We start from the raw sequence: 26444 nt of genomic DNA, 5'->3' as shown, positions 1-26444 counted from the left end.
ATTAGGTTTTGTAGTATCACTTATCAGTTTTAAAAAACAATTCCGATGATATATTTTTAAATGAAAACAATCCTTTTAAATAATGGACTCTTAAATATACATCCTTTCTAATGACAATTTTGTTATTGACAAGATCGCATAGCGTTATAAAACTATTTTCAGTATAATCACTAAGGCAGCTATATTTTTGGAGTATCCCGAAAATTATGACCCGTTCATCTTCCTTGCTTAAAGCCTGATAAGTATCACAAGCATAAAAAAACACATTATCAATAAAATGTGTTTGTCGTAAAATTCTGTGTTTCTCAAATTTCTCTTTGTGAAACAGTACAGAATAATTATATTTTTCATTGTCGAGATTGAGAATATAATCAGGTGATCCAAGATTTTTAATCAGAGAAAATTCAGAACAACCAAAAATATTTTTTTCGTAATCAATCTGCGTAGTGGTAGAGATTGTTTTAACATTCGGTTCAAATAACTGGTTCGATAAGTTCTCATCAGGCAGTAACAACCTGTCCCTATAATAGTCGTCCTTCTCATAGTTAAAACCAGTGAAGTAATTACTGATAAATGACATTGTTTTTTTTAGGCTCATTTATATTTTTTTTGAAAATTGCAAATACAAAAGAATAATCATTGTTAAATTGATAATTGATATTATCAGGGCTAATAAAGCAACTTTCGAGTATTGTCTTGTCTTTTTGGGATAGTCTGTTCTGTTCATTTTTACAATTATTTTTTTTCCGAATTTCAATAAAATGTGCTTCAAAAATTTGTAATTTATAACTGATTGTATAATTTATCGTATTTTATTTTGTCATGCTCATTATGACTATCGGTTTCTTCTTTGTTTATTTTATGAATGATCCTCAATAAATCCTTATTCCCGCTCAGATAACATATTCGGAAATACACATCATCTTTTATAATTATTTTATTGTTATTGGAATCAGTAAGAACATGACGGTCAATTCCACTGTTTTCATTTTTTGGTTTCGCTGCCATGTATTTTTCGATGATGATATTTTTAAAATCGTGAATCTCCTGTTTTGTAAGGAGGCTAAAAGTGCAGCACGCATAAAAAAACACATTATCAATGAAATGGGTCTGAATATTTACCTTGTATTTTGATATTTTTTCTTTGTGAAACAAAACAGAATAAATAATATTTCCATGCCTTTTTTCTAAAATATATCTGGGCTTCCCCAATATTTTTTTGATAACACTATCCTTACATCCCCAAGCGGCATTCCTAAATTCTATTTTTATTTTTGCGCGTATAAGATTATTATTTTGCCCGGATAGCTCATTAAAATATTGTATGTCTTTAGGGAATAACTTTCGCTCATAGTATTCTTCTTTTGTTTGGTAGTAATAATAATATTTTTTTAAGGAATTTTTAATCATGTTTTTTATTTAAAATGATTAATAATTCCGTACTTAATGGCAAAAAAATAGTGCAAGAATATTGTATATAAGGGAGCCTTTACTCTCTCTCTCTCTCTCTCTCTCTCTCTCTACGGCTGCAATGGTTTCAGGAGGTCTCATAATTTGTACAGATTTATTTTATTATGATTTTATTTCTGAACAATACATTTTTACTGTACGCCACAACGTAGTAAACTCCCGGCGCAAGGTTATTTTCTGAATTAATAGTTGTAGAAAAATAATCGTTGCTGTTTGTGTTTACTACAGTTTTTGAATACGCCATATTGCCCAAAACATCATAAAGAATTAACAAAACCTCATTACCTATAACTCCATTTATAATAACATTTATTACGCCATTGGAAGGATTAGGAAAAATAATGACAGAGTTTATAGATTTTGCGTTCTCTACCGCAACCAAATTTGAAAAGGAATATTTTCCGTCATAATCGATTTGCTTTAAACGGTAATACGAAACACCTGTGTAGGGATCATCGTCTGTTAAACTATAATTACGAATTGTCGTGCTATTTCCAGCGCCATTAACCTTTCCAACAAATTCAAAATGTATTCCGTCAGTAGACTTTTCAACAGTAAAATAATCATTGTTAGTTTCAGTTGCGGTAACCCATGCTGTATTTACTTTTCCTGCATTATTCAGAACAGCCTCGAATGAAAGTAATTCTATGGGAAGAGGATTATTTGTATTGTTTGAACCGAGAGTAAACGCTCCGGGAGCGCTAAACGTAGAAGTAATTATCGTGCTGGATCTGACTGTTCCTGTTGCAGGAGATACTGCGCCTGTTGTAGTTCCAGTTCCATGATCTTTCCAGACAGATCCATCCCATCTTCCAACCGAAATAGCGGCCATGTCATCCACGCCACAACTATAACTATCCCAGCTTAATGTAACCCAGGCATCTTGCGTTCCTGCTTCGGTTAACGTCCAGTATTCACATCTGCCGATATGATTCAAAGAAGCGTCTTTTGAAGTAACATCGTAGGGTACAAGGTTGGGATCAGAATGAAAATAGGTTGCAGTGAAAGTTTCTGAACCGGAAAGTGAAGAAATAGAAATGGAGCGGTATTGAACATCTTTACCAATAGGGAAAGTAAAATCGGTGCTTCCCACTTTTGCCATCGGACCATATACAAAGCTACTATTAGATACTCCACTCACAGATGAGCCAGCATTCATTGTTATCAGATTGGTGGCATCGGTATAAAGATAGCCGTCTGTTAATGTTAAAATTCCGGCAGCGCTTATCGGCTGGCTCAAAGTAACTCCGGTAGCGCTCGTGTTGTTAATTGTTAAGTTGTTAAATGTTGTAGATGTTGCGCCTGAAATGGTTTGCGCGGCAGTGCCGGTGAATAATACTGTTCCTGTTCCGGCATCAAAACCGATAGCATCTGTGCTGCTATTTGTCCAGTCCGAGCCATTAATTGTAATGTTATATGTTGATGCCGAAATAGCAGTGAATCCTGTGGACATTGTCAAACTTCCGGTAGTAACATTATTAGTCAATATCCATCCATCCGCATCGGTACTGGAATAATTGATGGCATTGCCTACGGTAAGAATTCCATTGAGGGAAATATCTGCTGTGCCGGATACAGTTAAATTATTAGTGATGGTAGTAACAGCTGAACAGTTATGATTTCTGGATCCTATCAGGCTAAGATTGTAATAAGTAACCCCCCTTATGGTTGCCGTACCTGCTGTACCGTAGTTAACGGTTACAGTTCCGGCAGATAAAGTATATGCTCCTGTTAACATGGGAAAAGTAGCCCCTGCATCATGCCGCACTATAAGTTCTGAAGTGCCAGTCATAGTGAGACCTCCGGCACCTGTCAGGTTGTTCCCATTAACTGCTTCGTCAAGTATGGCTGCATCCTGAATGGTAACTAAATTGGTTACAGTAACAATACTCGGACCCGGTGACAGTAATGATTTTGTTCCTGAATTGGAGGCAGTAAGATTATAATAGGAAGATGCGGGTGTTTTAATGGTTTGCGCTCCGCTGCCGCTATAATTTACAGTGTTTGGGCTGGCAGAAGCATTAAGAGTTCCGGTCGTAAGCAAAGCAGATGTAGTGCCTCCCATATTAAGTGTTGAACTTGCAGCATTAGTCCAGGTGGAGCCAGCAACGGATCCAGTCATATCTCCAGTTAACGTTACCGTGCCGTTATTGGTAACAGTAATAGCTCCTGTGATTGCAAACACAGGAGCTATGGTCAGATTAGTTCCTGTAGAAATTGTTTTATTAGCAGTGGTAACACTAACAGTTGCGCCAGCGCCTGTTATACTTGCTGCACCTGCTGAACCGCTTATAGTTGTACCGCTTATCCCGTTTAATATCATGGTGCTTGTTCCAAGCGCTAAAGTACCATCAACAACCAAGTTGCCTGTAACTGTCAAACCAACCCCTCCGCTCATTGTTAGTATCGTACCCGTACCTATATTCAATATTCCTGTAACAGTTGAAGCGCCTGATAAACTTGAACTACCAGTACCCACCGTAGTAAGATTTCGGGTAATCGTCCAGTTGCCGGCTGTAGGGGTGAATTTTCCGCTGCCAGCTGTAGCAAGATCCTTATTCACCGTAAAATTAGCCGTTCCATCCAGAGTAGCTGTATTGCTTATATCAACAAAATCAATGGTGCTTACTACATTTACAGAAACAGTTTGACCGACACTAATAACTGCATTTCCAGTGCTCACAGGTACACAATCACAGCTGGGACCTGCGCCACCGCTTGTATAAGACCATGTTCCATTGCCAACAGTAGCATCATTCCAATTACCGTTTTTTCTGGAATAATAATATTGCCTCAATGGAGTTGTTGTTGTATTTATCGTTCCTAATACCCATGTATTTGCAAGGTCTGCAATGGTAAGAGCATCTCGTTCTCCCGTTGGATTATCTACCGTGGTTACGGTAGGAATTACATGAGTGCCGATTCCGCCCGTTACCGGAACTACCAATCTCATATCGGCATATGCGCCAGTGGCGGAGAGAGTGGAAAACACAACATCAAGGTCATACGTTCCTCCGGTTATTGCCGAATTGGTTATAATGGACTGTTGATCTGTAATGCGTGTTACTGTGCCCGGAGTGCCCGGAATAGAAACATCAGTTACCGTATTAGCATCCGTATGCGATGCGCTCAGGTATCCTGCACCCGTAGGACTAACGGTAGAATTAATCGTGATGGGGCGGTATTGAGTAGAAGATCCGATAGGAAATAATCCATAATAACTCCCGCTGCCGCTTGTTATAGCTCCTACAGGCCAGTATCTTTTGAAATTACCGCCCGTACCGTTGTACATTATTCCAGCTGTGCGCGTAAGTGTTGATGCAGCCCCATTTCCCAACTGGAGTGTGTATGTACTCAGATTATAATTACCCGCAGTCATGGTGAGCAGACTGGTAACCGTAACATTTGAAGCAAGCGTAAGCGGTCCGGTTGTATTGGTGGTGAGATTATAAAATGTTTCTCCGCCTGTTTTAGTAATTGTTTGTGTGCCTGTTCCATTAAAGGTAACGCCAAAAGTGGAAGGAGTAAAAGTTCCGCCAAGATTAGTCCAGTCGTTTGTTACAGAAATACCTGCAACCGCCAATGTAACTATGGGTGTTGCATTTATTTTTAAATTACCAAAGGTGATAGCCGCATTGGGAGTAATGGTTCCGCTGCCTGTAAAAACAGAAGTACTTCCATCAGCAATAACGAGGGCTGCGTTACTGTTGGTAAAACCGGTTAAAAAATTTAAGGTGCTACCGGAGGATGTTGTGAACACAGGATTAATTTCATTTGCATTAGCCGCTCCGTTAAAGAAGTTAAAAGAGGGAGCCGCTACTCCGTTAAAATTAATGGTTCCGCTTCCGGTAACGCTAAGTGTACCTGAACCATCCGGCATTGACAGGGAACTGCCAAAAGTTACAGTTCCGGTTGAAACAGTAATAACTTCCGTGGCTACCGGCATTGCTGTACCGGGGCCTCCATTTGCCATCCAGGTTACAGCACCTGTTACAGAGAATGAGCCACCGGTAATAACAATGCTTTGGACTCTTGCAGCGGTATTATTGGTGCCTGTAAAAGTAAGTGTGCCTGTAACTGAACCGGTTCCTCCATTGATGTACCAGCCATTTGTTTGACCGGCTCCGGGTTGAATCAGATTTACATTGCCGCTTACATTTAAAACTTCTGTGCCGCTATGAGTAAGTGTAACCACAGTAGCCCCCCCGCCTCCACCATCATCAAGGGCTAAGTTGACGCAGGAATACGTAAATCCTCCCGTTAAAGAAATCGTAGCATCAATAGCTGCGGTTCCAATATTAAGATTTGGAAAAGCAGTACCGGCAGTACCTCCAATTGTTGTTGCTGTACCTGTAAAAGTAACGGTCCAGCCTGCTACTGATTGAGCCAATGTTCCGCCATTGTTTGTCCAGTTTCCTGCTACTTCAAAACTGCCTGCCTGAGTAACTGTAATGCCTGAATTGATCTGAACATGACCAAAGGTAATGGCTGCGGTTGGAGTGATGGTTCCGCTTCCTGTGAACACCGCATTGCTCGTAGCATTCCATGTCATGGCAGTGGTAACATTTGTATAAGAGCCGCCAAAGTTTGCTGTGCAACCGGCTATGGTAGTGATAACGCCTGCTCCATTATCTGTAAGTCCGCCATTAAAGTTGACGGTACCTGCTCCAGTGAAAGTGATATCCTGATCCACATCGTTTGCCAAGTTAAGAAGCAAGGAAAATGTAAGCGTTCCGGTAGATACTCTGAGACTTTGTTGAGAAGCGTTTACTGTTGACATAGTAACAGCGCCTGCAACAGATATGGTTCCTGTGGCAGCATCTAATGTGTAGTTGAAAGCTTTATTTCCTACATTCAATTGCAATGTACCGGTAATTGTAAGTGAGTTTGTTCCGCTTACTGTAAGGATTGCATTGTCTAAGTCAGTACCGCTGCCATCGCCAATGGTTACATTTGTAATGGAGTAGGCGCCATCAACCGTCATGGTAATAGGATTATTTTCACTATTTATGATCACATTATCGCCCGCACCGGGTATGCATCCGCAGGATGCACCACTCGGTGCGCTTGTTGACCATGCGGTTGGATCACTCCATAAGCCGGAACCGGCATCTCTTCCATAATACATTGTAGTTAAAGGGGTAGCTACCAGATTAGTTGTAGATATTCTGAAGTCGCCTGTTAAATCAGCCGCACTAAGCCCTGTGCGTTTTGCGGTGGGTGCGGGAACAGTTCCTGTTGCTGCTGCATGGGTTCCAACAGTGGTCACAGTGCTTGCTCCGTTAGACACCGCCAGGCGAATATCACCTAAAGCACCTGTAGATCCTAAATTAGTCATGGAAACATCTATACTGTAAGTCCCTCCCGCCAATGCACCGGAGGATAATACAAATTGGGCATCGTGTTTTCTTGTAATGGTAGTTACCGGGTCAGCAAATGGAGTTACATCAGTTACCGATAGTACACTTGTATGGGTAGCAGAAACATAATCTCCCGTAGTAATAGCACCAGCGGTTAAATTAATTGCAACGGGTCGGTAAGAGGCAGAAGTTCCCATAGGGAATAATCCATAACGAGGAGCTACGGTGCTACTAATTGCGGCAATGGGCCACCAGCGTTTGAAAGTGCCTCCGTACATGATACCTGCTGTGTATGTAAGTGTGGATGCGGCAGCATTACCCAATTGTAAGGTTCTTCCATTGAGGTTATAATTTCCCGCAGTCATGGTAAGAATATTCGTTACAGTAACATCTGTGGTGGATGCGAGTGTTAATGGACCAGTTGTATTGGATGTGAGATTGTAAAAGGTTTCACCGGTGGTTTTAGTAATTGTTTGTATTCCTGTTCCGTTAAATGTTACAGTATTTGTTCCGGAGGTGAAGGTGCCGCCAAGGTTAGTCCAGTTGCCTGCCACATTAATGGTGCCGGCTGCAAAGGTAACGTTGATACCTGAATTTATCTGGAAATGACCGAAGGTGATGGCTGAGGTTGGAGTAACAGTAGAGGGCGTGTTTAAGTAAAATACTGCGGTGCTCGTGGCGTTAAATATTTCAGCTCCTCCAAGTACAGTAAATGAGCCACCAAAATTAACAGTTGTACCGGCCATTGTAGTAAAAACAGAATTAGTATTGTCTAAACTATATCCCCCATTGAAATTTATGGTGCCTGCTGTTCCGGTATTAGTGATATTACCATTGGTTTGCGTAACTAATCCGTTAAATGTAAGAGTTCCATTCGCCAGCAAATCAAAATTAGTTGCGTTCGCTGTGTTCATAGTAAGGGGAGCTGTAACTGTAACCTGCCCTCCTACGCCTGTAACATCTACATCTACATCCCTTGCCCAGGTCCATCCTACAGCTTTGGTAAAAGAAGCTAATCCGGTAGTGATATTGATATCTTTTGTTCCAGCACCCGTTCCTGTTCCTAAATTATTAGTTACAAGATCGGCAACAGTGAGCGTACCCCCGTTTACATTCAAAGTATAAACTCCGCCATTGTTACCTGAATTAAAATCCAGGTCGTCTCCCACTGCCAGAGAATTTGTGCCGACAATAGTTAAAGTTGCATCATTGCCAGAGTTTCCTATAGTCAGATCGCTGCAAGCAGCGGCAGAATTGATGGTTACAACGGCAGGACCGCCACCACCATTATCCGTTACAATCACAATATCATCAGCATCGGGTATGCCATCAACATCAGTACCCACGGCTGTCCAAGTAGCAGGAGTTTCCCAATTGCCTCCTGCATCTACGCTGGTGAATGTGGAAACTTGTGAGAAAGAAAAGAAAGGAATAATCAGAAATCCTGAAATGATTATAACACTGCTAAAAAAATTTCTATAAAAGTTTTTTCGGGGCATTGCTGGCATACCTTTAAAAGAATAGGTATAGACAGTAGGGGGGGGGGGGTAAACAGAGGTTTTGTTGCAGATGTTGCAACAGAACTCATTGTATTGTGCTTTAAGGGTATTCTCATGGCTGTATGTGTGCCTTTTTACATTCGCAATAATACAAAAAATTACGATATAAAACCTATATAGTATTTTCTTGTTACTTGTCTGAATCCGTTTTGTTATCACTTCAAATCCATCGTGAGCATCAATAAGTTCAACAATGGTAATGGCTTCCATCAGGAAAAATAAGATACCCGAAAATTTCACCCAAATGATGACTTAGATTTTCAATTACAGGGTGAATATCATTGCCGGATTTCTGAAAAAGAATATATGCTGTCCAGCATAAAACACCTGTTAAAATAGCTATTGCACCCTTGTTGATCTTAGTCAGGATAGCTTTTTGATTGAGAACAGAGAATACCGAATCCTTGTACGATAAATAAAATATTTAGTTGTCGTAAAATATCCATTTATTCATTTTTTGTGTGCTAATTTATGCAACTTAATACTTTTTAGGTCGTTTGATTTAAATCAATTTTCGTGATACAATGAAAATGCAGATTAAATAATTAAAAGATTTCAGCCACTTCAACTCCTCTAAAAACTTTTGATAGAATTTAAGGTTCATCAAATTCCTTCCGTGGAAATTGACTACACTTGATGAAAACCAATTGTTATCATTGTTGATGGCGAATCCAATAAACCGTGTAAATTTTCTCTTGCTACAAACTTTTCAACATACATTACCTAATACGCCAAAAAATGAAGTAAATTTGCCTATAAATAATAAATAGAAATGACATAAAATAACTTAATTAAATATCGCATAATATAACGTTTAGCTGATTCGGTTGTCTCAAAACCACCAATTTAGAACACCTCCGTTGAAGCAAGTTAAGCGTCCAGAAAAGGGCGTGAGCTTGCTATTCGGAGGTGGGGACTTGGTGGTTCCTGAGACTGAGTAGCTATAAGTCTCACGCCTGATTTTTATATACAATGGATAAATTTAAAACTGTTACCCAAAAGATCACTGGAAGAGTTATTGTAAAAGAAAATACTCAATTCAATAATATTGATGCTGAAAGTGTCATTGTAGAAAGAGACGTAATAGCAAGGCTATACGGTAATATTCAAGAGTTACTTATTTTAAAAACAGGTGCAGTAGTATTTCTTCATGGTATATTATATGGAGATGTAAAAAATGATGGTGGTGAAGTACATATTTTCAATAAGGAGAATTAATTAACCCTTATTGAATTATGAAAAAGACTTTAATCAAATATGGTGAAGAATATAATAGAGAAAATTTAATAGAAAAAATTTCTCAATACAGTGATCTTTATACTAAAGAGCAACTGGAAAGTTATTCGATTAATGAATTGCTTCCGATATTCCATGCCCTCTTTGTTGAAATAAGAGAAAGAATGAAAATAAACAACCTGGATTTGGAAACATTTAAACTGTTAATTGAAAAAACCAACAAAAAAATTGGAGCAGCTCCCGATCAGTTACCTCTTGTCTGTTACCGAGGATTATTGTACGGAAAAATAGGAGAATATGAAAAAGCAGTAGAGGATTTTAGTTTTCTTATTCTTCAATCTCCTCGTCAATGGGACTTCTATTATTTAAGGGCATATTGTTACTTTTTTTTGAACCAGTTTTCAGAAGCAAGACAAGATTTATTGAAGGGATTATCATTGGAAAATCCTGAAAAATTTGAGATTGATAAACCCACTCAGAAAAATGTTTTTTTCAATATTGCGAATGAAAAGGAATTATTAAACATGAAAAGAATCCTTGACTTTGAATTTAATTACAATTTTGTTAGCTTAAGTAATTTATAAAAAACACGTATCTGATTTTGGAAAAGCCAGCTATAACCATTCCGCATTAATGGAAGATGAAAAAAATAAACCGGAGGAAAAGTCGGAATTTCGTAGTTTGGGATTTATCCTAATGATTATTGCATTTGTTCTTACTGTATTGATGGGAATATTAATTCTTATTGATTAATTTTTGCACCTGCTGGAAATGACCAAAGAAGAATTTATAACAAATTGGCTTCAGGATATGTCAAACAAGCCTAATTGTCCCGACCGGGAATATTTCGATAAACATTTTGTGGTACTTCCCTGTGATTGCAATGATAAAACCTGTAACGGCTGGAGAGCACTTTTTAATCACCCATTGATAGTTGAAAATCATAATCGTATTTTTAATCCTGAAACAAGGAACCGTAAAAATCCTCCTTCCTTATAAGTCTTCGTTGGCTTTTTTGATTTGTTATAACATCATCAAATAAGACAGGCTCAAACTTTTATTTCATGGATACGATGTATCGGAATTACAAGTCCTTTTTTCAGAATGATGCGTTTATCGGTATAACTCCAAACAGTCGTTTCAACCTGCTTAACATTTTCATCATCTTCAAAAATGATCTTTACTTTTCCTTTGTAATTATTGCCAAGCAGCATGGCCCTGTTCATATCCGAATTTCGCTGGGCAATTCCTTCTCTTGATAAAATAACCTCTGTGTTTGGAAAGCGCAGCTCTCCAATTTTGTCCTTGTCAATAATTGTTATCCTGGAGTAACTGTCTGACATAGGCGGGCGGGATTTATAAGCAGTGATACGTAAGTTGTATGATTTTTGTTTCTCATTTGTTCTTATTTACTTACACTTTAATTCATTTTTCACGCAACCCTGCATTCCATCGTATCGTTTCATAGATGTCCTTATGCGTATTCGCAAATCTTTAAAAAAAATGGGAATGATAGCGATGAACATTGATTTTTTTGAAATTAATGGCAGTATGTTTTATAAACTGCTGATATCTCCAAAAAAGGGCGAGGAAATTTTTGCAGTAGATACACTGCAAAAGCAAATTCAAAAATTTATTTCCGAACATCGCGATCTGCGTCATACTATTTACACCTGCACCGGAAACCAATATTTAAAAATGATAGAGTTTTACAAATAAGAAAATGAAGACCATGCCGGTTAAAAATTTTTTATGCAGTAAATGTGGGACATTGGTTAAGTCAAAATCCACTCCCAACAATTTCGGCTGCTTAAAAGGGGGTAATTTTCATTCCTGGCGTGATCTGGGTCACGAAGGAGAAAAAGGGTTTTATTGCAAAGGTTGTTTAACCCTTATTCATTCCAACGATATTCCCACAAAATTCGGTTGTCCCAATGAAGGATTTCACGATTGGGAAAAAATATTTTAAGCGATTCCTTTCAAAGCAAACTCCACATTCGCAAATTCTGAAGTACTTATAAGGCCGACGGCGTAAAATAGCCTGTTAAAAACCTTTTTCCGCCCCCCCCCAAAAAAAAACTCGAAATTAAACGGAAAAATGTGCAAAACTTTACCAAACTTTAGGGCCAACTATTCGTATAAATTATATAAATAAACTAAATCAATGAATGATAAAAATCTACAAAATACTGTTATTTATATCGTTCATGTGTTTGGTCGCTGTGAAAGCATTTGCACAGTATAAAGATTTACCTAACCCTCCCATAGACTTACAGAATATCCCGCAAGGTTCACTGGTGATTCCAATGGACAATAATAACCAGAACATCGGTTCGCCATTTAATTTAAAAGCATACGGATTGGTTCACTCGCTTTTGCTGAATGATATTCCTGTGAAGTGGGTAATAAAATCCGGTAAAGTAAAAGATGGCATTGACTTCTCCGCAACTGCCGAACGACTCTACCCTTCATTTGTTGCTTCTGCAAACATTAATTTCATTGCCAGTGCCTTCATCATTGACAGTGTTTGGATAAATAAACCTTCACCTTTCACTGGACAAACAGCAACGCAGGTGATTACTTCCTACGGAAATAATGTTGCCGTATTCCGGCTCTCACAAAATGTAACGGTGGATGTGCGCTACGATTTAGATTTCCGTCCGAAAATTGCGGTATTTAACAATGGGGGTAATCAGGCAATCCACGTTGCAATACTTACTGGCGGAGGCGTTACAAACTATAATATAATTAATGCCGGTGTCTTCACCGGGCTGGCAGAGTGTTATACTTTTTGTTCCGAAGCGCACTGGCAGGCAACAATTGCGGATACAGCTATCACTGGCAAGGTAAGAGATTTTGTATTCAGCGGAGGAAATTTTTTAGCGCAGTGTCATGCAGTTCATACGAATAATCCTCATGGATACGAAAACAATCACTTCTTTCAGACCACTACCGGGCTTGATGAGATTGGCATAAATACCACTGGTAATACTTATTACAATGTTGATTTAGCGGTAATGCAATTTCATGGATTGATGCAGCACAATGAAGGTGGTTCAGGAAAAAACTGGAGATTAAAAGCAGGCTCGTCCTGGAAAAGCGGGTTTTATCATGCTGTCAGCACTGCAAATGCGAAAGATACCATCGTGTTTTCCGGTGCAAAATTAACGCTTCCGCTTGACACAGCCGGAGGCAATGTGTTTTATCTCGGAGGACATGATTATGCTCCCTATACAGCCCTGCTGGACATCAATGCTGCCAGGCTATATCTGAATGCTACTTTGATACCTGCTGCAAGGCCAACGGCTTTTGCACTTACAATGGGACCAAGCACCACTATCTGCCAGGGACAGCAAACAACATTAAGCGCAAGCGGACCCGCTGGAACCACCTATAACTGGTCCCCTTCAACAGGACTATCCTGCATCACCTGCCAGAACCCCGTTGCCACACCAACGGTAACCACTACCTATGTTATAATTGCAGACAATGGGGGTTGCAGGGGAGCCGGGACTGTGACTATAACAGTTAATCCTTTACCCGCTGCACCCATAGCAAGCAGCAATAATTCTGTTTGTACAGGAAGCACTATAAACCTTTTTGCAGATACCATCGCAGGAGCCACTTATTCCTGGTCAGGCCCTAATGGTTTTTCTTCTTCTTTACAGAATCCCGTTATTATTAATGCGACCACTGCCAATACCGCAACCTATTCGGTCATTGCAACAGTGGGGGGATGTCCGGGGCCATCCGGAACAACTTCTGTAACGGTAAATCCCACACCCACTGCAAGCGGTACACAAAACAATGTTTCCTGTTTCGGAGGAAGCAATGGTTCGGCAACTGTTTCTCCTACAGGCGGCACACCGGCTTATATATACTTATGGAGTGACGGCCAAACTGCTTCCACTGCCAACAATTTACAGACAGGAAGTTATTCTGTTACCGTCACCGATACAAAAGGTTGTACAACAACAGCATCTTTTTCCATTACTGAACCAGCTGCTGCACTTACATCCACCGCTTCACAAAGCAATGTTTCCTGCTTTGGAGGCAGCAATGGTATGGCTTCGGTCTCGGCTTCAGGCGGTACATCGCCTTATACTTATTTGTGGAGCGGTGGACAAACCACTTCTTCAGTCAGCGGATTATTGGTAGGGAATTATTCAGTAACCATTACAGATACGAAGAATTGTACTGCAACTTCATCCTTCACCATCACACAGCCATCGGCTGCCCTTACATCCACTACTTCGCAAACAAATGTTTCCTGTTTCGGAGGTAGTAACGGTACAGCTTCCGTATCGGCTTCAGGCGGCACTTCGCCTTATACTTATTTGTGGAACGGTGGACAAACCACTTCATCCATTAGCGGACTATCAGCAGGAACCTATACTGTAACCACTACCGATACGAAGGGTTGTACAGCAGTTGCAACGGCCCCTGTTACGCAACCAACAGTTCTTTCCTCTACTGCAATGCAAACGAATGTATGCAGTGGAGCGAGCAATGGTTTAGCAGCTGTTTCTATTTCAGGTGGCACATCGCCCTATACTTACCTTTGGAGCAATGGGCAAACCACCTCCTCTGCAACCGGTCTTTCAGCGGGAAGTTATTCTGTTACAACCACTGATTTCAATGGTTGTACATCAACATCAACAGTTACTATTTCGTTATTTCCCTCTATATCTTCTTCCGCTTCGCAAACAAACGTTTCCTGCTTTGGAGGAAGCAACGGATCTGCAACCGTTATTCCATCGGGCGGAACAACTCCTTTTTCGTATCAGTGGAACAATGGACAAACAACTACTTCAATAACAAATCTTGCAGCGAGCAATTATTCCGTAACTACCACCGATGCCAATGGCTGTACGGCAACTTCATCTGTTTCCATCACTCAACCTTCTGCACTTACAGCTACCGCCTCAAATAGTAACGTTTCCTGTTTTGGCGGAAGTAATGGTACGGCTTCGGTTTCCGCTTCAGGAGGTACGCCTGGTTATACCTACCTGTGGAGCAGCGGACAAACAGCCTCCTCTGCGAATGGACTTACAGCCGGTAATTATTCTGTAACAGTAACAGATACCAATGGCTGTGCGGCCACTTCATCAACTACCATTGGACAACCTTTAACTGCGCTTGTTTCTACCACATCACAAAATAATGTTTCCTGCTTTGGAGGAACTAATGGTTCTGCTTTTGTCACTGCTTCGGGTGGTACTCCTGGATATGCTTACTTATGGAACAGCGGACAAACTACTACTTCTGCAAGCGGACTGTCTGCCGGTAATTATTCCGTAACCGTTACCGATGTCAATGGTTGTATAGCAACCGTAACGGTTACCATTACTCAGCCCTCTGTTCTTTCTTCTGCTGCCATGCAAACGAATGTATGCAGTGGCGCAAGCAATGGTACAGCAGCGGTTACCGCTTCGGGCGGAACGTCTCCCTATACGTATCTGTGGAGCAACGGACAAACAACTTCCTCTGTTAGCGGATTATCAGCAGGCAGTTATTCGGTTACCACCACTGATGACAAAGGGTGTACAACACTGGCCACCGTAATCATCTCATTGTTCCCTTCCATATCTTCTTCTGCCACGCAAACGAATGTGTCCTGCCTTGGAGGAAACAATGGTTCGGCAACCGTAATTCCATCAGGAGGAACCAGTCCTTTCTCTTACCTATGGAGCAGTGGACAAACAACTTCCACTGCAAGCGGTTTCTCTGCCGGAAATTATTCTGTTACAATTACCGATGCTAACGGGTGTACGGCAATATCTTCCGTTACCATCACACAACCTTCTACTGCTTTAGCTTCGGGGACTTCACAGGGGAATGTTTCCTGTTTTGGTGGCAGCAATGGTACGGCTTCTGTTTCCGCATCAGGTGGTACGCCCGGATATACGTATTTGTGGAGCAATGGACAAACTACTTCAACTGCCAGCGGTTTGCAGGCGGGTACGTATTCAGTAACCACTACCGATGCCAATGGATGTACCTCAGTGGCTTCTCTTACCATTATCCAGCCTGCTGCTGCGCTTACTGCCACTGTTTTGTACAATAATGTTTCTTGTTTTGGAGCTGGTAATGGCTCTGCCTCGGTCTCGGCTTCAGGCGGTACACCTGGTTATAACTATCTGTGGAATACCGGACAAATAGCTTCATCGCTGACAGGTCTTGCTCCGGGCAGCTATTCTGTTACCGTAACGGATAATAACGGTTGTACGGCCAGCAGCTCTTTCACAATCACTCAGCCAAGCGTATTGGCGGTGAATACTGTTCCCGTATCGGTAAGCTGTAATGGAGGTACGAATGGATCCGCTACTGCTGCGGTCAGCGGTGGCACATCTCCTTATACTTATTTGTGGAATACGGGAGCAACCGGTGCAACAGCCAGCAATTTAACAGTAGGTACTTATACAGTTACCATAAGCGATTCAAATTCCTGTGCGGTCACAGGAAGCGTAACTGTAAATGAACCTATTGCAATAGCGCTTTCTTTCTCTTTTGCTCCTTCGACCTGTAACCAGAGCGATGGTTCCGCTACGGTAACAGCATCGGGAGGCACAGGTGCTTATTCTTATTTATGGAGCAACGGACAAACCACTGCAACAGCCAGCAATATACCATCAGCTAATTATTTTGTAACGGTAACCGATGCCAACGGCTGTACCCAAACGGGAAGTGTTCAGGTATATAACAATCCGGGGGTAACCGCCATTCCTGTTACTTCTGCGAGTGTTACCTGTAATGGAAGCTGCAACGGTTCTGCAACGGTTGGAGGAACAGGCGGTGTTCCGCCCTATACTTACCTTTGGGTGAACGGTGCAACTACAACTTCGATAAATAACCTGTGTGCAGGGACTTACACGGTAACTGTAACAGATAGCACCGGATGTATTTCTTCAACCGCTTTTTACATCACCCAACCGGCTCTGCTCAGTGCAACGATCACTCCTACTCATATATCCTGTTTTGGAAACAATAATGGCAGCGCTATTGCTGCTGTAAATGGAGGTGTAAGCCCCTATTCATATAGCTGGAATACAGGTGCTACAACTTCTGCCATCAGTAATCTGACAGCGGGCAGCTACTCGGTTACAGTAACCGACAATAACGGATGTACAAATTCAGCCAGCGTAATTATTATCGAACCCAATCCGGTTTCTATCATCACAAACAACAAAAAAGACATAAGCTGTTTCGGTGCTGGGGACGGCTTGATAGCGGTTACAGGAAATGGTGGTACTCCTGCATATACGTATTCCTGGTCTCCCAATGTGGGCAGTTCCTCCAGCGTAAGTAACCTGGCCATTGGAAATTACCAGGTGCTTGTGCTCGATCAAAACGGCTGTAAAGATTCCCTGTCTTTCAATATCACACAACCTGCTGCATTGGTTACTACAACCATTTCCATTTCTCCGCCTACTTGTTATGCCGGCAACAATGGCTCTGCAAGCATTTCTGTAAGCGGGGGAACTACTCCTTATCAGTACGCATGGTCAACTGTTCCCGTTCAGACGGGTATAACGGCCACTAATCTTTCGCAGGGCAGTTATACGGCATATGTAACCGATACGAATAATTGCAAGGATTCTTTACAGATCACTATAACACAACCTACACCGGTTATCACTACGGCAGGGATGGGCGATACCATTTGTTTGGGACAATCGGCAACCATCAGCGCAAGCACATCGGGTGGAACAGGAAATTATACCTATTCCTGGAGTCCTTCAATAACAGGTAATGGCAGCACACAGACTGTTTCACCTACTGTATCTACAACTTATACAGTAACAGCCTATGACCAGAATAATTGTTTTTATCAGAGCGATACAATCGCCATAAATGTTTTTAGTTTAACTCCGGGAAGTATTACCATGTCTGCTACTACGCCTATTTGTCCGGGACAAAGCTCGCAGGTATCTGTTATGGTTACTGGCAATACCGGCTCTTTAACATATTCCTGGAACAACGGACTTGGTAATGGTACAGGGCCTTATACGGTTACACCGAGCCAGCCAACGACCTACGTAGTAACAATTACTAATTCCTGCGGTACGGTTATCAAAGATTCGATTAAGGTGAATTTTAATCCGCCACCCACTGTATTATTTTCACCCGACACATTGGAGGGATGTACTCCAGTTACGATTTATTTTTCAGATCAATCTCTGACGGGAAACAACAGCGATCCTATCACCTCATGGTTTTGGAGCTTTGGGGATGGTTCTACATCCACTCTGCAAAATCCATCACACACCTATAATAATGCAGGCACATACAGTGTCGTTTTGCAGGTTACTACTTTGCAGGGATGTACCAATAGCAATTCCGCAAATCCTGTATTGATTATAGCACACCCGATTCCTAATGCTTTGTTCTCTGTTAACTCAACCAATTTACTTATACCGGTGGATCTGTTAAAGTGTAACAATCAATCTACCGGAGCAACCATTTATTATTGGAGTTTTGGAGATGGTGCTACTTCCAACCAAACCGATCCTGAACATAAGTATAACACTTCAGGCAATTATGTTATCCAGTTAATTGCTACCAGTGCTTTCGGTTGTGCAGATACGATGTACCTGGATGTTACCGTAACGCCTACTATCACTTTTCCATCGGCCTTTACTCCTGATCCCAATAGCAATTCAAACGGCTATTATGATCCAAACAGTTTGGATAACAATATTTTCTTCCCTTACACGGCAGATGTTGTCGAATTCGAGCTGCTGATTTTTGACCGATGGGGTGAATTAATTTTTGAAACACACGATATTAAGCAAGGCTGGAACGGGTACTTTAAGGAAAAAATCTGCCAGCAGGATGTATATGTTTATAAAGGCTATGTGAAATTTATTAACGGAAAAGTTTATAGAAAAACAGGAGATGTTACACTCATACGCTAAAATATTTTTTGTTCTGTTGATGTATTTGCTTTTGGGAATTGCACCGGTGATCGGACAATCCAAGAAAGTGAACAAGCTAAAAGTATATCAATTGGCCAACGAAAAAAGCGACAAAGGCGATTACCTGAACGCTTTGGAGCTGTATAAGGTTTTGTATGATCTCGATACCATAGATAAAGAAATCAATTATAGAATGGGTGTTTGCTATTTTCATATCAAGAGGTATAAAAGCAAATCATTAAGGTATTTTGAGCAGGCAAAGGGATATGATAACGATGAATTGAAGTATTACCTTGCGGCCAATTATCAGATGAGAGGCGATTACAATAAGGCCCTTGAATATTTTCAGTCGTATCAGAAAGCGAACTATGAGAAAGAGCATTCTTTCAGGGAAATAAACGACCAGATTGCAAAATGCCTGTATGCGAAGTATGCAGAAACGCATCCTTTATCAGATATTGTTATTGAAAATTTAGGTGATTCCATTAATACACCTTTTGATGAATATGCCCCGCTTATTCCTGCCGATGAAAGTGTGCTGGTTTTCACTTCCAAACGGTCAGGAAAGAAGGATGTGTTCGGGGAATATTACGAGGATATTTTAATTTCAAAGAGAAAGAATAATTATTGGACAAATGCTTCCGGCATAAGCCCAAACATTAATACCCCCGGAAACAATGCCTGTACGGGGCTTTCTGCTGACGGACAAAAAATAATTATTTATAATTCCAATGATACGTTGCTAACGGGAAATTTTTATACTTCAGTTCACAATGGAACTGACTGGACGGTTCCTCAACTATTGGAATCAGAAATCAACTCAAAAGATTATATAGAAACAAGCGCTTGCTATGCCCCTGATGGGGAGACGGTTTTCTTTTCCAGTGATATGCCGGGAGGTTATGGAGGCAAAGATTTATACATGATAAAAAAACTTCCAAACGGAGCATGGGGCAAACCTTATAATCTCGGAGCGAATGTAAATACACCTTATGATGAAGATGCGCCTTTTGTCCATCCAATAGAAAATGTATTGTTTTTCAGTTCACAAGGGCAATCAAACAATATGGGAGGGTACGATGTATTTAAATGCAGCTTCAACAGGGATTCAGCCAGCTTTGCCAAGCCGGAAAACATCGGATATCCAATCAATACCTCCAACGATGATATTTTCTTTGTACTGAATACAAATGGAACGACAGGTTATTTTTCTTCTGAAAGAAAGGATGGTTTCGGCTTATCAGACATTTATAAAATTGATTTCCTTGACTTGCAAAATAAATATACAGTTATATCTTGTCAGCTGACCGATGAAAATGGAAATGCTATTTCGGGAGGGAAAATAACATTGTCTGAAGATGCTGATAAAATAATCAGCACATATACCTCTAATCCGCATACCGGAAAGTTCATATTAATTGTAAAGCCTGATAAGCAATATAAAATATCCATCTATGCGGCAGATTATATAGCGGTGCAGGAAAATTACACTTACAAAGTTGATGAAACATTGAATAAAAAATTTATCCTGAAAAAATAGCCATGTTGAAATGCAGAGGCTTCATATTAACTATTCTATTATTTGCAGTGAGTGCTGCGAAGGCTCAGGATATTCATTTCACTCAATTTTATTCTACTTCCATGTATCTAAATCCTGCTTTTGCCGGTGCGGACAGATGTTCCAAATTCAGCTTGACGGCCAGGAATCAGTGGACGGGTATTCACAAAGGATATAGCACCTACCTTGTTTCATACGATGGCCCTATTCCAAAATACAATAGCGGACTTGGTATAATGTTCGCTACCGATGTTGCAGGGAGCGGAGGGCTTAAGACAACGATTTTCAACTTAAACTATTCTTACAGTGCACTGCTTACAAGAAAAGTAGCGATCCGCTTTGGCGCACAGGCTGGAGGGCAGCAGATAAGTCTTGGCTATGGTAACCTTCTGTTTGGAGACCAAGTGGTACGGGGAGGGAACGTCAGCACGATAGAAGATCCGGCCATTAACTGTACATTTTTGGATTTGGGAGCAGGTACACTTTTATACAGTGAAAAATACTGGCTCGGAGTTTCTACAAGCCATCTGAACCGTCCCAACCAGTCTCTTCTTGGCTATGGTAATTCTAATTTGCCTATTAAGACATCTGTTCATGGAGGTATAAAGATAAAGGTAAATAGTCCTGAGAAAAAGAATGAGACCGAATATATTGTCCCTGCCATAAATTATCAAAATCAAAATAAATTCAGCCAGGTCAGCTGGGGACTGTACTACATAAAAAGTCCGTTGAATTTCGGGCTGTGGTACAGGGGTATTCCTTTTACCAATTACTCGCAAAAGGGATATTCAAGCAATGATGGTATTGCAGTTCTTGTAGCAGTTGAAACTCCCAAATTTCATTTTGGGTACAGCTATGATATTACATTATCACGTTTGACAATGGCCAGCGGGGGAGCGCATGAAATTACCTGTTACTACAAAATCTGTAAAAAGAGAAAAACAAAATTTAAGATGTTATTGCCTTGCCCGAAATTTTAGCAATGATTAAATCCAGGTTTATGAAAAAATAGAGAGAAAATGAAAGAGTTCAGGGACAGAACGATGAAAAGGATAATTCAATCAGCTGATGTTTATTCTGTTGAGTACATTATCCGGGCTGCGAGAGATAAAATGATTGAGAACGGGATAAACAGCCATATCATCAAGAGGTTTATCGAAAAATTAGAGCTTGCATTAACTCGTATTGAAAAAAGCAAGGTCAACGAAAAGGAATGGAATAATGTAAAGAGAGCAATGGAGATACTAAAAACTTTGATATAAATAGATAAATTTTATGCCAATGATAGAGGATATTTGTATGTTTATTTCAGGGCTTATTAGTGGCGGGCTTATTATCTACTTAGTTTGCCTGAATCGAATACGTAGTTTTAAAAAACGCAGGGATTATTATTACTACAAGCTGCTTGCCAAGCCAAACGTGAATGAAGAATTTCACGATTGGGAAAATTATTTTAAACTATTTACTGGAGAAAATATCCCTAAATGAGAAGATGTAATGCCTGATACAACATCATATTTAGAAGCCCTTACTGCGTTGATAAAGGAAACCGAAGGGAAATTGCAGAACACTATGAAAGATGGAAGGAACGGGAATGGAATTGAAAGTTTAAGAACCATTCTTAAATATTTACGGGAGAAACAAAAAGAGCTGCAAGACAGTGCGAATGAGAAAAAATAATTTGTAATTAAATGAAAAAAAATTAAGCAATACCTCCCTTACACTACACCAGAATAAAGCATTTTTTGCGGATCAACCTTAGCGCCGGAGGGATCCGTTAATGTTAAGTGCAAATGTGGGCCAGTGCTTTTTCCCGTGTTCCCAGAGAGTGCAATAACATCACCCTGCTTTATCTTATCGCCTTTCTTCACCAGCTGCTTGGATAAATGAGCATATCCGGTTTTATAGCCGTTATCGTGTTTAATGATAACCTGGCTGCCTCCATCCCCTCCCGAAGTAAGAGCATCCACAATGCCCGGCATAGGGCTTTTAATCGGTGTTCCAACGGGAACAGCTAAATCAATACCGTTATGAAAGGCATTTTGCTTTCCGGTTTTGGGATCTGTGCGATATCCGAACTTGCTGGTTATTTTAGCGACCACCGGACGGAGCCAGCTTTGGGCTTTTTCTGCGGCTTCTTCCGCAATCTCCTTAATTTTCTTGCGGTGCTTATGAACCAATACACCAATGGTAATTAACCCGGCTGTTATTCCAAGTCCCCAAAATACCTGCTTGCGTGTAATTTTCATCTTACTTCAATTTGTTTTTGCAATCAAATTCCTTTTTTTCGACCTCTGTAAACCTGTCGTACAGGGAAACACAAGTGCGAACAGTAACCGCAATGAGGAATACGGTGTATAGCGCTTTCATTAATTTGCTTTGCTCACTCATGTTCGTGCGTTTTTGAAATTTCCTGAAGCTGGTTCCGCAGCTGCTCGTTTTCCTTTTCCACTTTGTCAACTTTATTCTCCAGTTCGCAGATCCGGTTACGCTGGCTCTCGATTTGTCTTTTGAGTTCTTTGTTTTCCTCTGCTACGGCTTCCAGTTCCTTTACCCTTTTTTCGAGGGTTTTTGACCACTCAATCCAGTTTTCGGAGGTCAGCTTTTCAGCCTGTGCGTTCAGATTCCTGATTTCGGCAGCCTGTTTCCGATTATCAGACCGGAAACGGATCACCAGCTCCACCAGTTTCCAAAAGCCGGTTGCGCTAAATAATACGGCTATCAGTTTTAAATAATCCATAGTAAATTATTTGTTAGGGAATTTCAATCACCGGTTCCACCGGGATCACCCTTCAAAGACTAAATTTGGTTTGCGTGATATATCCTGTAATGTTTACATGAAGATTCTTGTTAGCAATAGCAATTACAATAGGAATAAGTTCGTTTCCTGAAGTCCCGAAAGAAACTGAGGGAGAAAGACCTGCATCCTGACGAATTTCTCTTGCAGTAGGCGCTCCACCTACCCATGAAATAACATTGCCCACATTTTTTGCCACGCCTTCATAAATGGCTGTCCAGGTATCACCAATTGTTCCCGCTGAACCGGAATTTTGCACAATGCTAAACTGCAACATAAACTGTATGATTGAATTATTGGGAATCCTCCAACGGTTAGAAGCACTTGCTCCACCGCCATCCAAGTTGATTGGGTATATTCCTCCACCAGACGGCACAATGTTCCAAATAGTTAAAACACTATGTTGAACACTTCCCTGGGTAGCAAAAAAAGCTCCCGGAGCTTTGCTATATTCATTGAACTGCCACGCATCTGCATAACTTCCAATAGCTACACTAAAGGTGCTATTAGCTCGGTTATTGTTTCCATTTAATACAGCAGCATGAGAGCCAGGAGCAGTATTGTTCACTCCTAATTTTGGTATAATGGAATTTACACCTGCGCCTGCCTGATATTTTAAAAGTGCATTGAGGAGTGTCATCAGCTTCAGGGAGGTTACTGCCCGGATATCATCTAAACCAGCATTTACTTCTGCCTGAGTTGCAAGTTCGATCAAGCCTGATAAAATTTCCGTTGCAAGACGGTTATCTAACAAAACCCTTAATTTAAAAGGGGTAATTATACGTTGGTCATCAATACCTGTATTTACTTCAGCTACCGTAGCTAATTCAGAGTAGCCAGCTAACAATTCAGTAGCCTGTTCAAGGTTAGCTTGAATAATAGTCCAGTTTGCTCCAACCGCTAATTGTGTTCCACCCGGATTATCATTATTACAGTAGATAACGTCTTTTACTTCTACATTTATTCCTGCTGGCCCACCAATTTTACCGGCAACATTGACTGTATAAGCATCTCCTTTTAGCCCGGCAGGATAATTTGGATTTCCAGCGCAATTAATTGTTCCTTTATCTTCCCATAAGCCAGTTATCTTACCTGCTACATACGCTGCCAGCTTTTGTGGAGTGACGAACCTGGTATCATCAACTCCAGCAGTAACTTCTGCTTGCGTTGCAATTTCAGCGATACCAGCTATTGCTTCCGTTGCGGTTTTTGTTATAAACCAGTTAATAAGTTTAAGAGGAGTAATGTGTCTTTGATCGTCAAGTTCTGCATTTACTTCTGCCTGTGTAGCTCTTTCTGAAATTCCCGGCTGAAGCTCGGTTGCCAGTTGCGAAGCAAACCATGTAATTAGTTTTAATGGAGTGATGAATTTGGTATCATTAATTCCAGAAGTAATCTCTGCTTGCGTTGCGATTTTAGCAAATCCTGCAATTACTTCGGAGGCTTGCTCTAAATTTGCTTGAATAATCGTCCAATTGTGTCCAACATTTTCATCGTCTCCACCTTCATTATCTATGTTACAATAAATAATATCTCTTACCCCTACATTTGGTCCAAATAGTCCGCCAATTTTTCCTGCTGTACTTACTGTGTAAGCATTTCCTGTTTGACCAGCCGGATAAAGTGGATTAGTTGAGCAATCAATAAGACCTTGGTCTTCCCAAAGCCCTGTTACTTTATCTGCAATATAAGAAGCCAATTTAGCAGGGGTAACGATTTTACTATTATCCACACCGTCAACTACTTCTTGAGAAGTGGCTATTTGTGAAATGCCCATGCGTGTCTCTGTTGCATCCAACAATAAATGACTGCTATTGGCAATCTGAAAGACAGTTCCGTCATAAATTAAAATATAAACTTTGTCGTTAGTCAGATCTCCCGCTTCCAGGTTAACCAATACTCCAGCAACAATTTTCTTAATTGCAATTATACCCCTTCCATTAACATTGATTGTTACTGCTCCGGTGTTCGGTTGAGAAAATCTTACCTCCAATGGTAAGCCCTGACGGTATTGTAAAATGGCAGGTGTTAAAACAAGCAGGTAATCATCAACTCCGGTAGTTATACCGAAGCCTCCTATGGAATGGTCAATAGGAAAATCTCCGACAAAATTTATGTCGTTGAGATTTACATCACTTTGGTATCCTCCGATAAAGCTCATGGTAATTAGGGTATTTGTGAATAATTAATCTGTGAATGAATTGCTCCGTCATTATAAATCGTAACCGATATGTCTGTTCCAATATCTTTCATCAGCATTTGTACCTTGGAAGCATTGAGGCTTTGGGCTTGGATAATTCCTGCTACATAATTGCTGATGTTAGTTCGCTTTATATGGTTAATTCCGGGTAAATTCGGGTTAGTTAACTGGCCGGACTGGTTCATTATTTCTTCCAGCGTGGGTGGTTGTGGAGTTATTCCTCCCCCTTCACCACCTTCGTCTATTGGTTCTATTACTAATGGCATAGTGTTTTATTTTATAATGGTTAATACTGCGAATATGAATGTGCCGGCAGCAAATAATCTTTTCTGCCATCGTTCCCTGCGAATTTTTTTTTCGGATTGTTTCAAATCGTTATCAAGATTTCCGATAACTGCATCCTGATTGATGATAATACTTTGCTGGTTTTCCGTTTTCATTTTAAGTATCAGTATTGAACTATCATTGACGGCCTGCAACTGATTTAATAATTCGACTTCATTTTCAGTTTGCGTTAAAACTGAATCGCAATACCGATTGCCTTCCAAATTTTTTGCTATGACTTTGCTCTGCGGTATCGTAAAACAGAAAAGCGTATCCTTATTTTGGACTACTACTTTCGGTGTTAAACTTTGAGAAGAAACCGAAAAGCTCATCATTAGTGAGAGCATCAATGGCATTAACTTTTTCATGTTGTTTGTTTTTTAATTGAACTATGGTTTTTTGGGTACTGGAAAGTTTTTCCTGAAGGCTATCTGTTTTCAATTGGAGTGCGTTATATTTTTCATCCAGTACCAGGTTCTTTTTATGGAATGAATCATTTTTCGCTTCCAGTCGTTTTGTGTTTTCTCCGCATTCTTTCTCTCCGTCCTTGCAAGGGACTTTCAACTCTAATGCTACATACAGCCCAAAGCAAATGAATAAAAGAATTGAGATTATGATGTTATTTCCCTTCATTACCGTTCAGCTTTTTAATTTGTTCTTCGTCCAATAAATGTTTTGAAATAGATTCCGGTAATGCGTGTTTAGCCAGCCAATACAAGAGTGCTTCTACAATGAACTTGTGAAAGACCAAAGCAAAAATGAATGACTGAAAAAGGTTTTCGATTTGCTGCAATTTGTACCCTCGCAAGAAATACAATCCGGTTCCATAAATGATCCCGATAATGATAACTCGGTAACGTGTCCGGGTTTGTGTTCCGGTTGCCTTCTGTAAACCTTCTTTTACCTTGTAGTGGTTGATGCCATAACAGATAATGATGAACGTGATAATGTACTGCCAGTCAAGTGCAGTCATGTAATTTTTGATTTGTGCGATAATGTCTGTTAATGTTTCCATAGATATT

At 40.4% G+C, this 26444-nt stretch carries 22 protein-coding genes; 11 read left to right on the top strand and 11 right to left on the bottom strand.

The genetic code is table 11. The features are described 5' to 3' along the window. Positions 1-16: 16 nt before the first annotated feature. The 3 genes from HYU69_12165 to HYU69_12155 all read right to left on the bottom strand — a co-directional run bounded on the left by HYU69_12165 (position 17) and on the right by HYU69_12155 (position 8629). The gene (locus HYU69_12165) at positions 17-598 is read right to left on the bottom strand and encodes a hypothetical protein (GenBank protein ID MBI2271091.1); all 582 of its coding nucleotides are present in this window, start codon (positions 596-598) and stop codon (positions 17-19) included. 185 nt (positions 599-783) lie between these two features. Then, a complete protein-coding gene (locus HYU69_12160) occupies positions 784-1410 on the bottom strand; it encodes a hypothetical protein (protein ID MBI2271090.1) in 627 nt (208 codons plus the stop codon). A gap of 154 nt (positions 1411-1564) precedes the next feature. Then, positions 1565-8629 carry a hypothetical protein gene (locus tag HYU69_12155; GenBank protein MBI2271089.1) on the bottom strand — a complete coding sequence of 2355 codons (7065 nt, stop codon included), beginning with the start codon at positions 8627-8629 and terminating at the stop codon, positions 1565-1567. A 732-nt stretch (positions 8630-9361) separates the two neighbouring features. On the opposite strand from HYU69_12155, the gene HYU69_12150 reads away from it, so the two are divergent. The 3 genes from HYU69_12150 to HYU69_12140 all read left to right on the top strand — a co-directional run bounded on the left by HYU69_12150 (position 9362) and on the right by HYU69_12140 (position 10624). Then, positions 9362-9607 (top strand): hypothetical protein, encoded by a 246-nt coding sequence (locus HYU69_12150; GenBank protein MBI2271088.1) that lies wholly within the window; start codon positions 9362-9364, stop codon positions 9605-9607. 17 nt (positions 9608-9624) lie between these two features. After that, a complete protein-coding gene (locus HYU69_12145; GenBank protein ID MBI2271087.1) occupies positions 9625-10209 on the top strand; it encodes a hypothetical protein in 585 nt (194 codons plus the stop codon). Between the two features lie 187 nt (positions 10210-10396). Next, complete coding sequence (locus HYU69_12140) at positions 10397-10624, top strand: hypothetical protein (GenBank protein ID MBI2271086.1); 228 nt, start codon at positions 10397-10399, stop codon at positions 10622-10624. A 50-nt stretch (positions 10625-10674) separates the two neighbouring features. Here HYU69_12140 and HYU69_12135 read toward each other — a convergent pair whose 3' ends face one another. Then, complete coding sequence (locus HYU69_12135; protein MBI2271085.1) at positions 10675-10968, bottom strand: hypothetical protein; 294 nt, start codon at positions 10966-10968, stop codon at positions 10675-10677. Positions 10969-11134: 166 nt separating this feature from the next. Between HYU69_12135 and HYU69_12130 the strand changes: the two genes are divergently transcribed. The 8 genes from HYU69_12130 (at position 11135) to HYU69_12095 (ending at position 21781) form a co-directional block, all read left to right on the top strand. After that, positions 11135-11344 carry a hypothetical protein gene (locus tag HYU69_12130; GenBank protein MBI2271084.1) on the top strand — a complete coding sequence of 70 codons (210 nt, stop codon included), beginning with the start codon at positions 11135-11137 and terminating at the stop codon, positions 11342-11344. A 4-nt stretch (positions 11345-11348) separates the two neighbouring features. After that, entirely contained in the window at positions 11349-11594 is a 246-nt protein-coding gene (locus tag HYU69_12125) for a hypothetical protein (protein ID MBI2271083.1), read from the top strand. 199 nt (positions 11595-11793) lie between these two features. Beyond that, complete coding sequence (locus HYU69_12120; GenBank protein ID MBI2271082.1) at positions 11794-18543, top strand: PKD domain-containing protein; 6750 nt, start codon at positions 11794-11796, stop codon at positions 18541-18543. Beyond that, the gene (locus HYU69_12115; protein MBI2271081.1) at positions 18524-20083 is read left to right on the top strand and encodes a PD40 domain-containing protein; all 1560 of its coding nucleotides are present in this window, start codon (positions 18524-18526) and stop codon (positions 20081-20083) included. The genes HYU69_12120 and HYU69_12115 overlap by 20 nt, the downstream gene beginning before the upstream one ends. A gap of 2 nt (positions 20084-20085) precedes the next feature. Next, positions 20086-21081 carry a type IX secretion system membrane protein PorP/SprF gene (locus HYU69_12110; protein MBI2271080.1) on the top strand — a complete coding sequence of 332 codons (996 nt, stop codon included), beginning with the start codon at positions 20086-20088 and terminating at the stop codon, positions 21079-21081. Positions 21082-21120: 39 nt separating this feature from the next. Next, positions 21121-21363, top strand: a complete 243-nt coding sequence (locus HYU69_12105) for a hypothetical protein (GenBank protein ID MBI2271079.1) — start codon at positions 21121-21123, stop codon at positions 21361-21363. Between the two features lie 19 nt (positions 21364-21382). After that, entirely contained in the window at positions 21383-21589 is a 207-nt protein-coding gene (locus HYU69_12100) for a hypothetical protein (GenBank protein ID MBI2271078.1), read from the top strand. Positions 21590-21598: 9 nt separating this feature from the next. Then, positions 21599-21781: a hypothetical protein gene (locus HYU69_12095; protein ID MBI2271077.1), complete on the top strand. Its 183-nt coding sequence runs from the start codon at positions 21599-21601 to the stop codon at positions 21779-21781. A 38-nt stretch (positions 21782-21819) separates the two neighbouring features. On the opposite strand, the gene HYU69_12090 is transcribed toward HYU69_12095, so the two are convergent. From HYU69_12090 to HYU69_12060, 7 genes are all read right to left on the bottom strand, one after another. Continuing rightward, positions 21820-22350 carry a M23 family metallopeptidase gene (locus HYU69_12090; GenBank protein ID MBI2271076.1) on the bottom strand — a complete coding sequence of 177 codons (531 nt, stop codon included), beginning with the start codon at positions 22348-22350 and terminating at the stop codon, positions 21820-21822. Between the two features lie 134 nt (positions 22351-22484). After that, positions 22485-22841, bottom strand: coding sequence for a hypothetical protein (locus HYU69_12085; GenBank protein MBI2271075.1), 357 nt, complete (start codon positions 22839-22841; stop codon positions 22485-22487). A 52-nt stretch (positions 22842-22893) separates the two neighbouring features. Then, positions 22894-25059 (bottom strand): hypothetical protein, encoded by a 2166-nt coding sequence (locus tag HYU69_12080; GenBank protein ID MBI2271074.1) that lies wholly within the window; start codon positions 25057-25059, stop codon positions 22894-22896. Positions 25060-25064: 5 nt separating this feature from the next. Then, a complete protein-coding gene (locus tag HYU69_12075) occupies positions 25065-25364 on the bottom strand; it encodes a hypothetical protein (protein MBI2271073.1) in 300 nt (99 codons plus the stop codon). Between the two features lie 6 nt (positions 25365-25370). After that, complete coding sequence (locus HYU69_12070) at positions 25371-25790, bottom strand: hypothetical protein (protein ID MBI2271072.1); 420 nt, start codon at positions 25788-25790, stop codon at positions 25371-25373. Beyond that, positions 25699-26055 (bottom strand): hypothetical protein, encoded by a 357-nt coding sequence (locus tag HYU69_12065; protein MBI2271071.1) that lies wholly within the window; start codon positions 26053-26055, stop codon positions 25699-25701. The genes HYU69_12070 and HYU69_12065 overlap by 92 nt, the downstream gene beginning before the upstream one ends. Next, positions 26042-26437: a hypothetical protein gene (locus tag HYU69_12060; GenBank protein ID MBI2271070.1), complete on the bottom strand. Its 396-nt coding sequence runs from the start codon at positions 26435-26437 to the stop codon at positions 26042-26044. The genes HYU69_12065 and HYU69_12060 overlap by 14 nt, the downstream gene beginning before the upstream one ends. Between the last annotated feature and the right edge of the window lie 7 nt (positions 26438-26444).

Source organism: Bacteroidota bacterium (assembly GCA_016183775.1).
Classification (GTDB): Bacteria; Bacteroidota; Bacteroidia; order JABDFU01; family JABDFU01; genus JABDFU01.
The sequence above is the reverse complement of the archived record's forward strand: the minus strand, read 5'-3'. Positions and strand labels throughout refer to the sequence as shown.

Bases quoted from the DNA above. Each gene is read 5' to 3' on its own strand.
- HYU69_12160 (MBI2271090.1), bottom strand. From the start codon at position 1,410: ATGATTAAAAATTCCTTAAAAAAATATTATTATTACTACCAAACAAAA.
- HYU69_12065 (MBI2271071.1), bottom strand. From the start codon at position 26,055: ATGAAGGGAAATAACATCATAATCTCAATTCTTTTATTCATTTGCTTT.
- HYU69_12115 (MBI2271081.1), top strand. From the start codon at position 18,524: ATGTTACACTCATACGCTAAAATATTTTTTGTTCTGTTGATGTATTTG.
- HYU69_12150 (MBI2271088.1), top strand. From the start codon at position 9,362: ATGGATAAATTTAAAACTGTTACCCAAAAGATCACTGGAAGAGTTATT.
- HYU69_12105 (MBI2271079.1), top strand. From the start codon at position 21,121: ATGAAAGAGTTCAGGGACAGAACGATGAAAAGGATAATTCAATCAGCT.
- HYU69_12140 (MBI2271086.1), top strand. From the start codon at position 10,397: ATGACCAAAGAAGAATTTATAACAAATTGGCTTCAGGATATGTCAAAC.
- HYU69_12100 (MBI2271078.1), top strand. From the start codon at position 21,383: ATGATAGAGGATATTTGTATGTTTATTTCAGGGCTTATTAGTGGCGGG.
- HYU69_12075 (MBI2271073.1), bottom strand. From the start codon at position 25,364: ATGCCATTAGTAATAGAACCAATAGACGAAGGTGGTGAAGGGGGAGGA.
- HYU69_12165 (MBI2271091.1), bottom strand. From the start codon at position 598: ATGAGCCTAAAAAAAACAATGTCATTTATCAGTAATTACTTCACTGGT.
- HYU69_12145 (MBI2271087.1), top strand. From the start codon at position 9,625: ATGAAAAAGACTTTAATCAAATATGGTGAAGAATATAATAGAGAAAAT.
- HYU69_12135 (MBI2271085.1), bottom strand. From the start codon at position 10,968: ATGTCAGACAGTTACTCCAGGATAACAATTATTGACAAGGACAAAATT.
- HYU69_12085 (MBI2271075.1), bottom strand. From the start codon at position 22,841: ATGGATTATTTAAAACTGATAGCCGTATTATTTAGCGCAACCGGCTTT.
- HYU69_12130 (MBI2271084.1), top strand. From the start codon at position 11,135: ATGATAGCGATGAACATTGATTTTTTTGAAATTAATGGCAGTATGTTT.
- HYU69_12095 (MBI2271077.1), top strand. From the start codon at position 21,599: ATGCCTGATACAACATCATATTTAGAAGCCCTTACTGCGTTGATAAAG.
- HYU69_12120 (MBI2271082.1), top strand. From the start codon at position 11,794: ATGATAAAAATCTACAAAATACTGTTATTTATATCGTTCATGTGTTTG.
- HYU69_12060 (MBI2271070.1), bottom strand. From the start codon at position 26,437: ATGGAAACATTAACAGACATTATCGCACAAATCAAAAATTACATGACT.
- HYU69_12125 (MBI2271083.1), top strand. From the start codon at position 11,349: ATGAAGACCATGCCGGTTAAAAATTTTTTATGCAGTAAATGTGGGACA.
- HYU69_12070 (MBI2271072.1), bottom strand. From the start codon at position 25,790: ATGAAAAAGTTAATGCCATTGATGCTCTCACTAATGATGAGCTTTTCG.
- HYU69_12090 (MBI2271076.1), bottom strand. From the start codon at position 22,350: ATGAAAATTACACGCAAGCAGGTATTTTGGGGACTTGGAATAACAGCC.
- HYU69_12080 (MBI2271074.1), bottom strand. From the start codon at position 25,059: ATGAGCTTTATCGGAGGATACCAAAGTGATGTAAATCTCAACGACATA.
- HYU69_12110 (MBI2271080.1), top strand. From the start codon at position 20,086: ATGTTGAAATGCAGAGGCTTCATATTAACTATTCTATTATTTGCAGTG.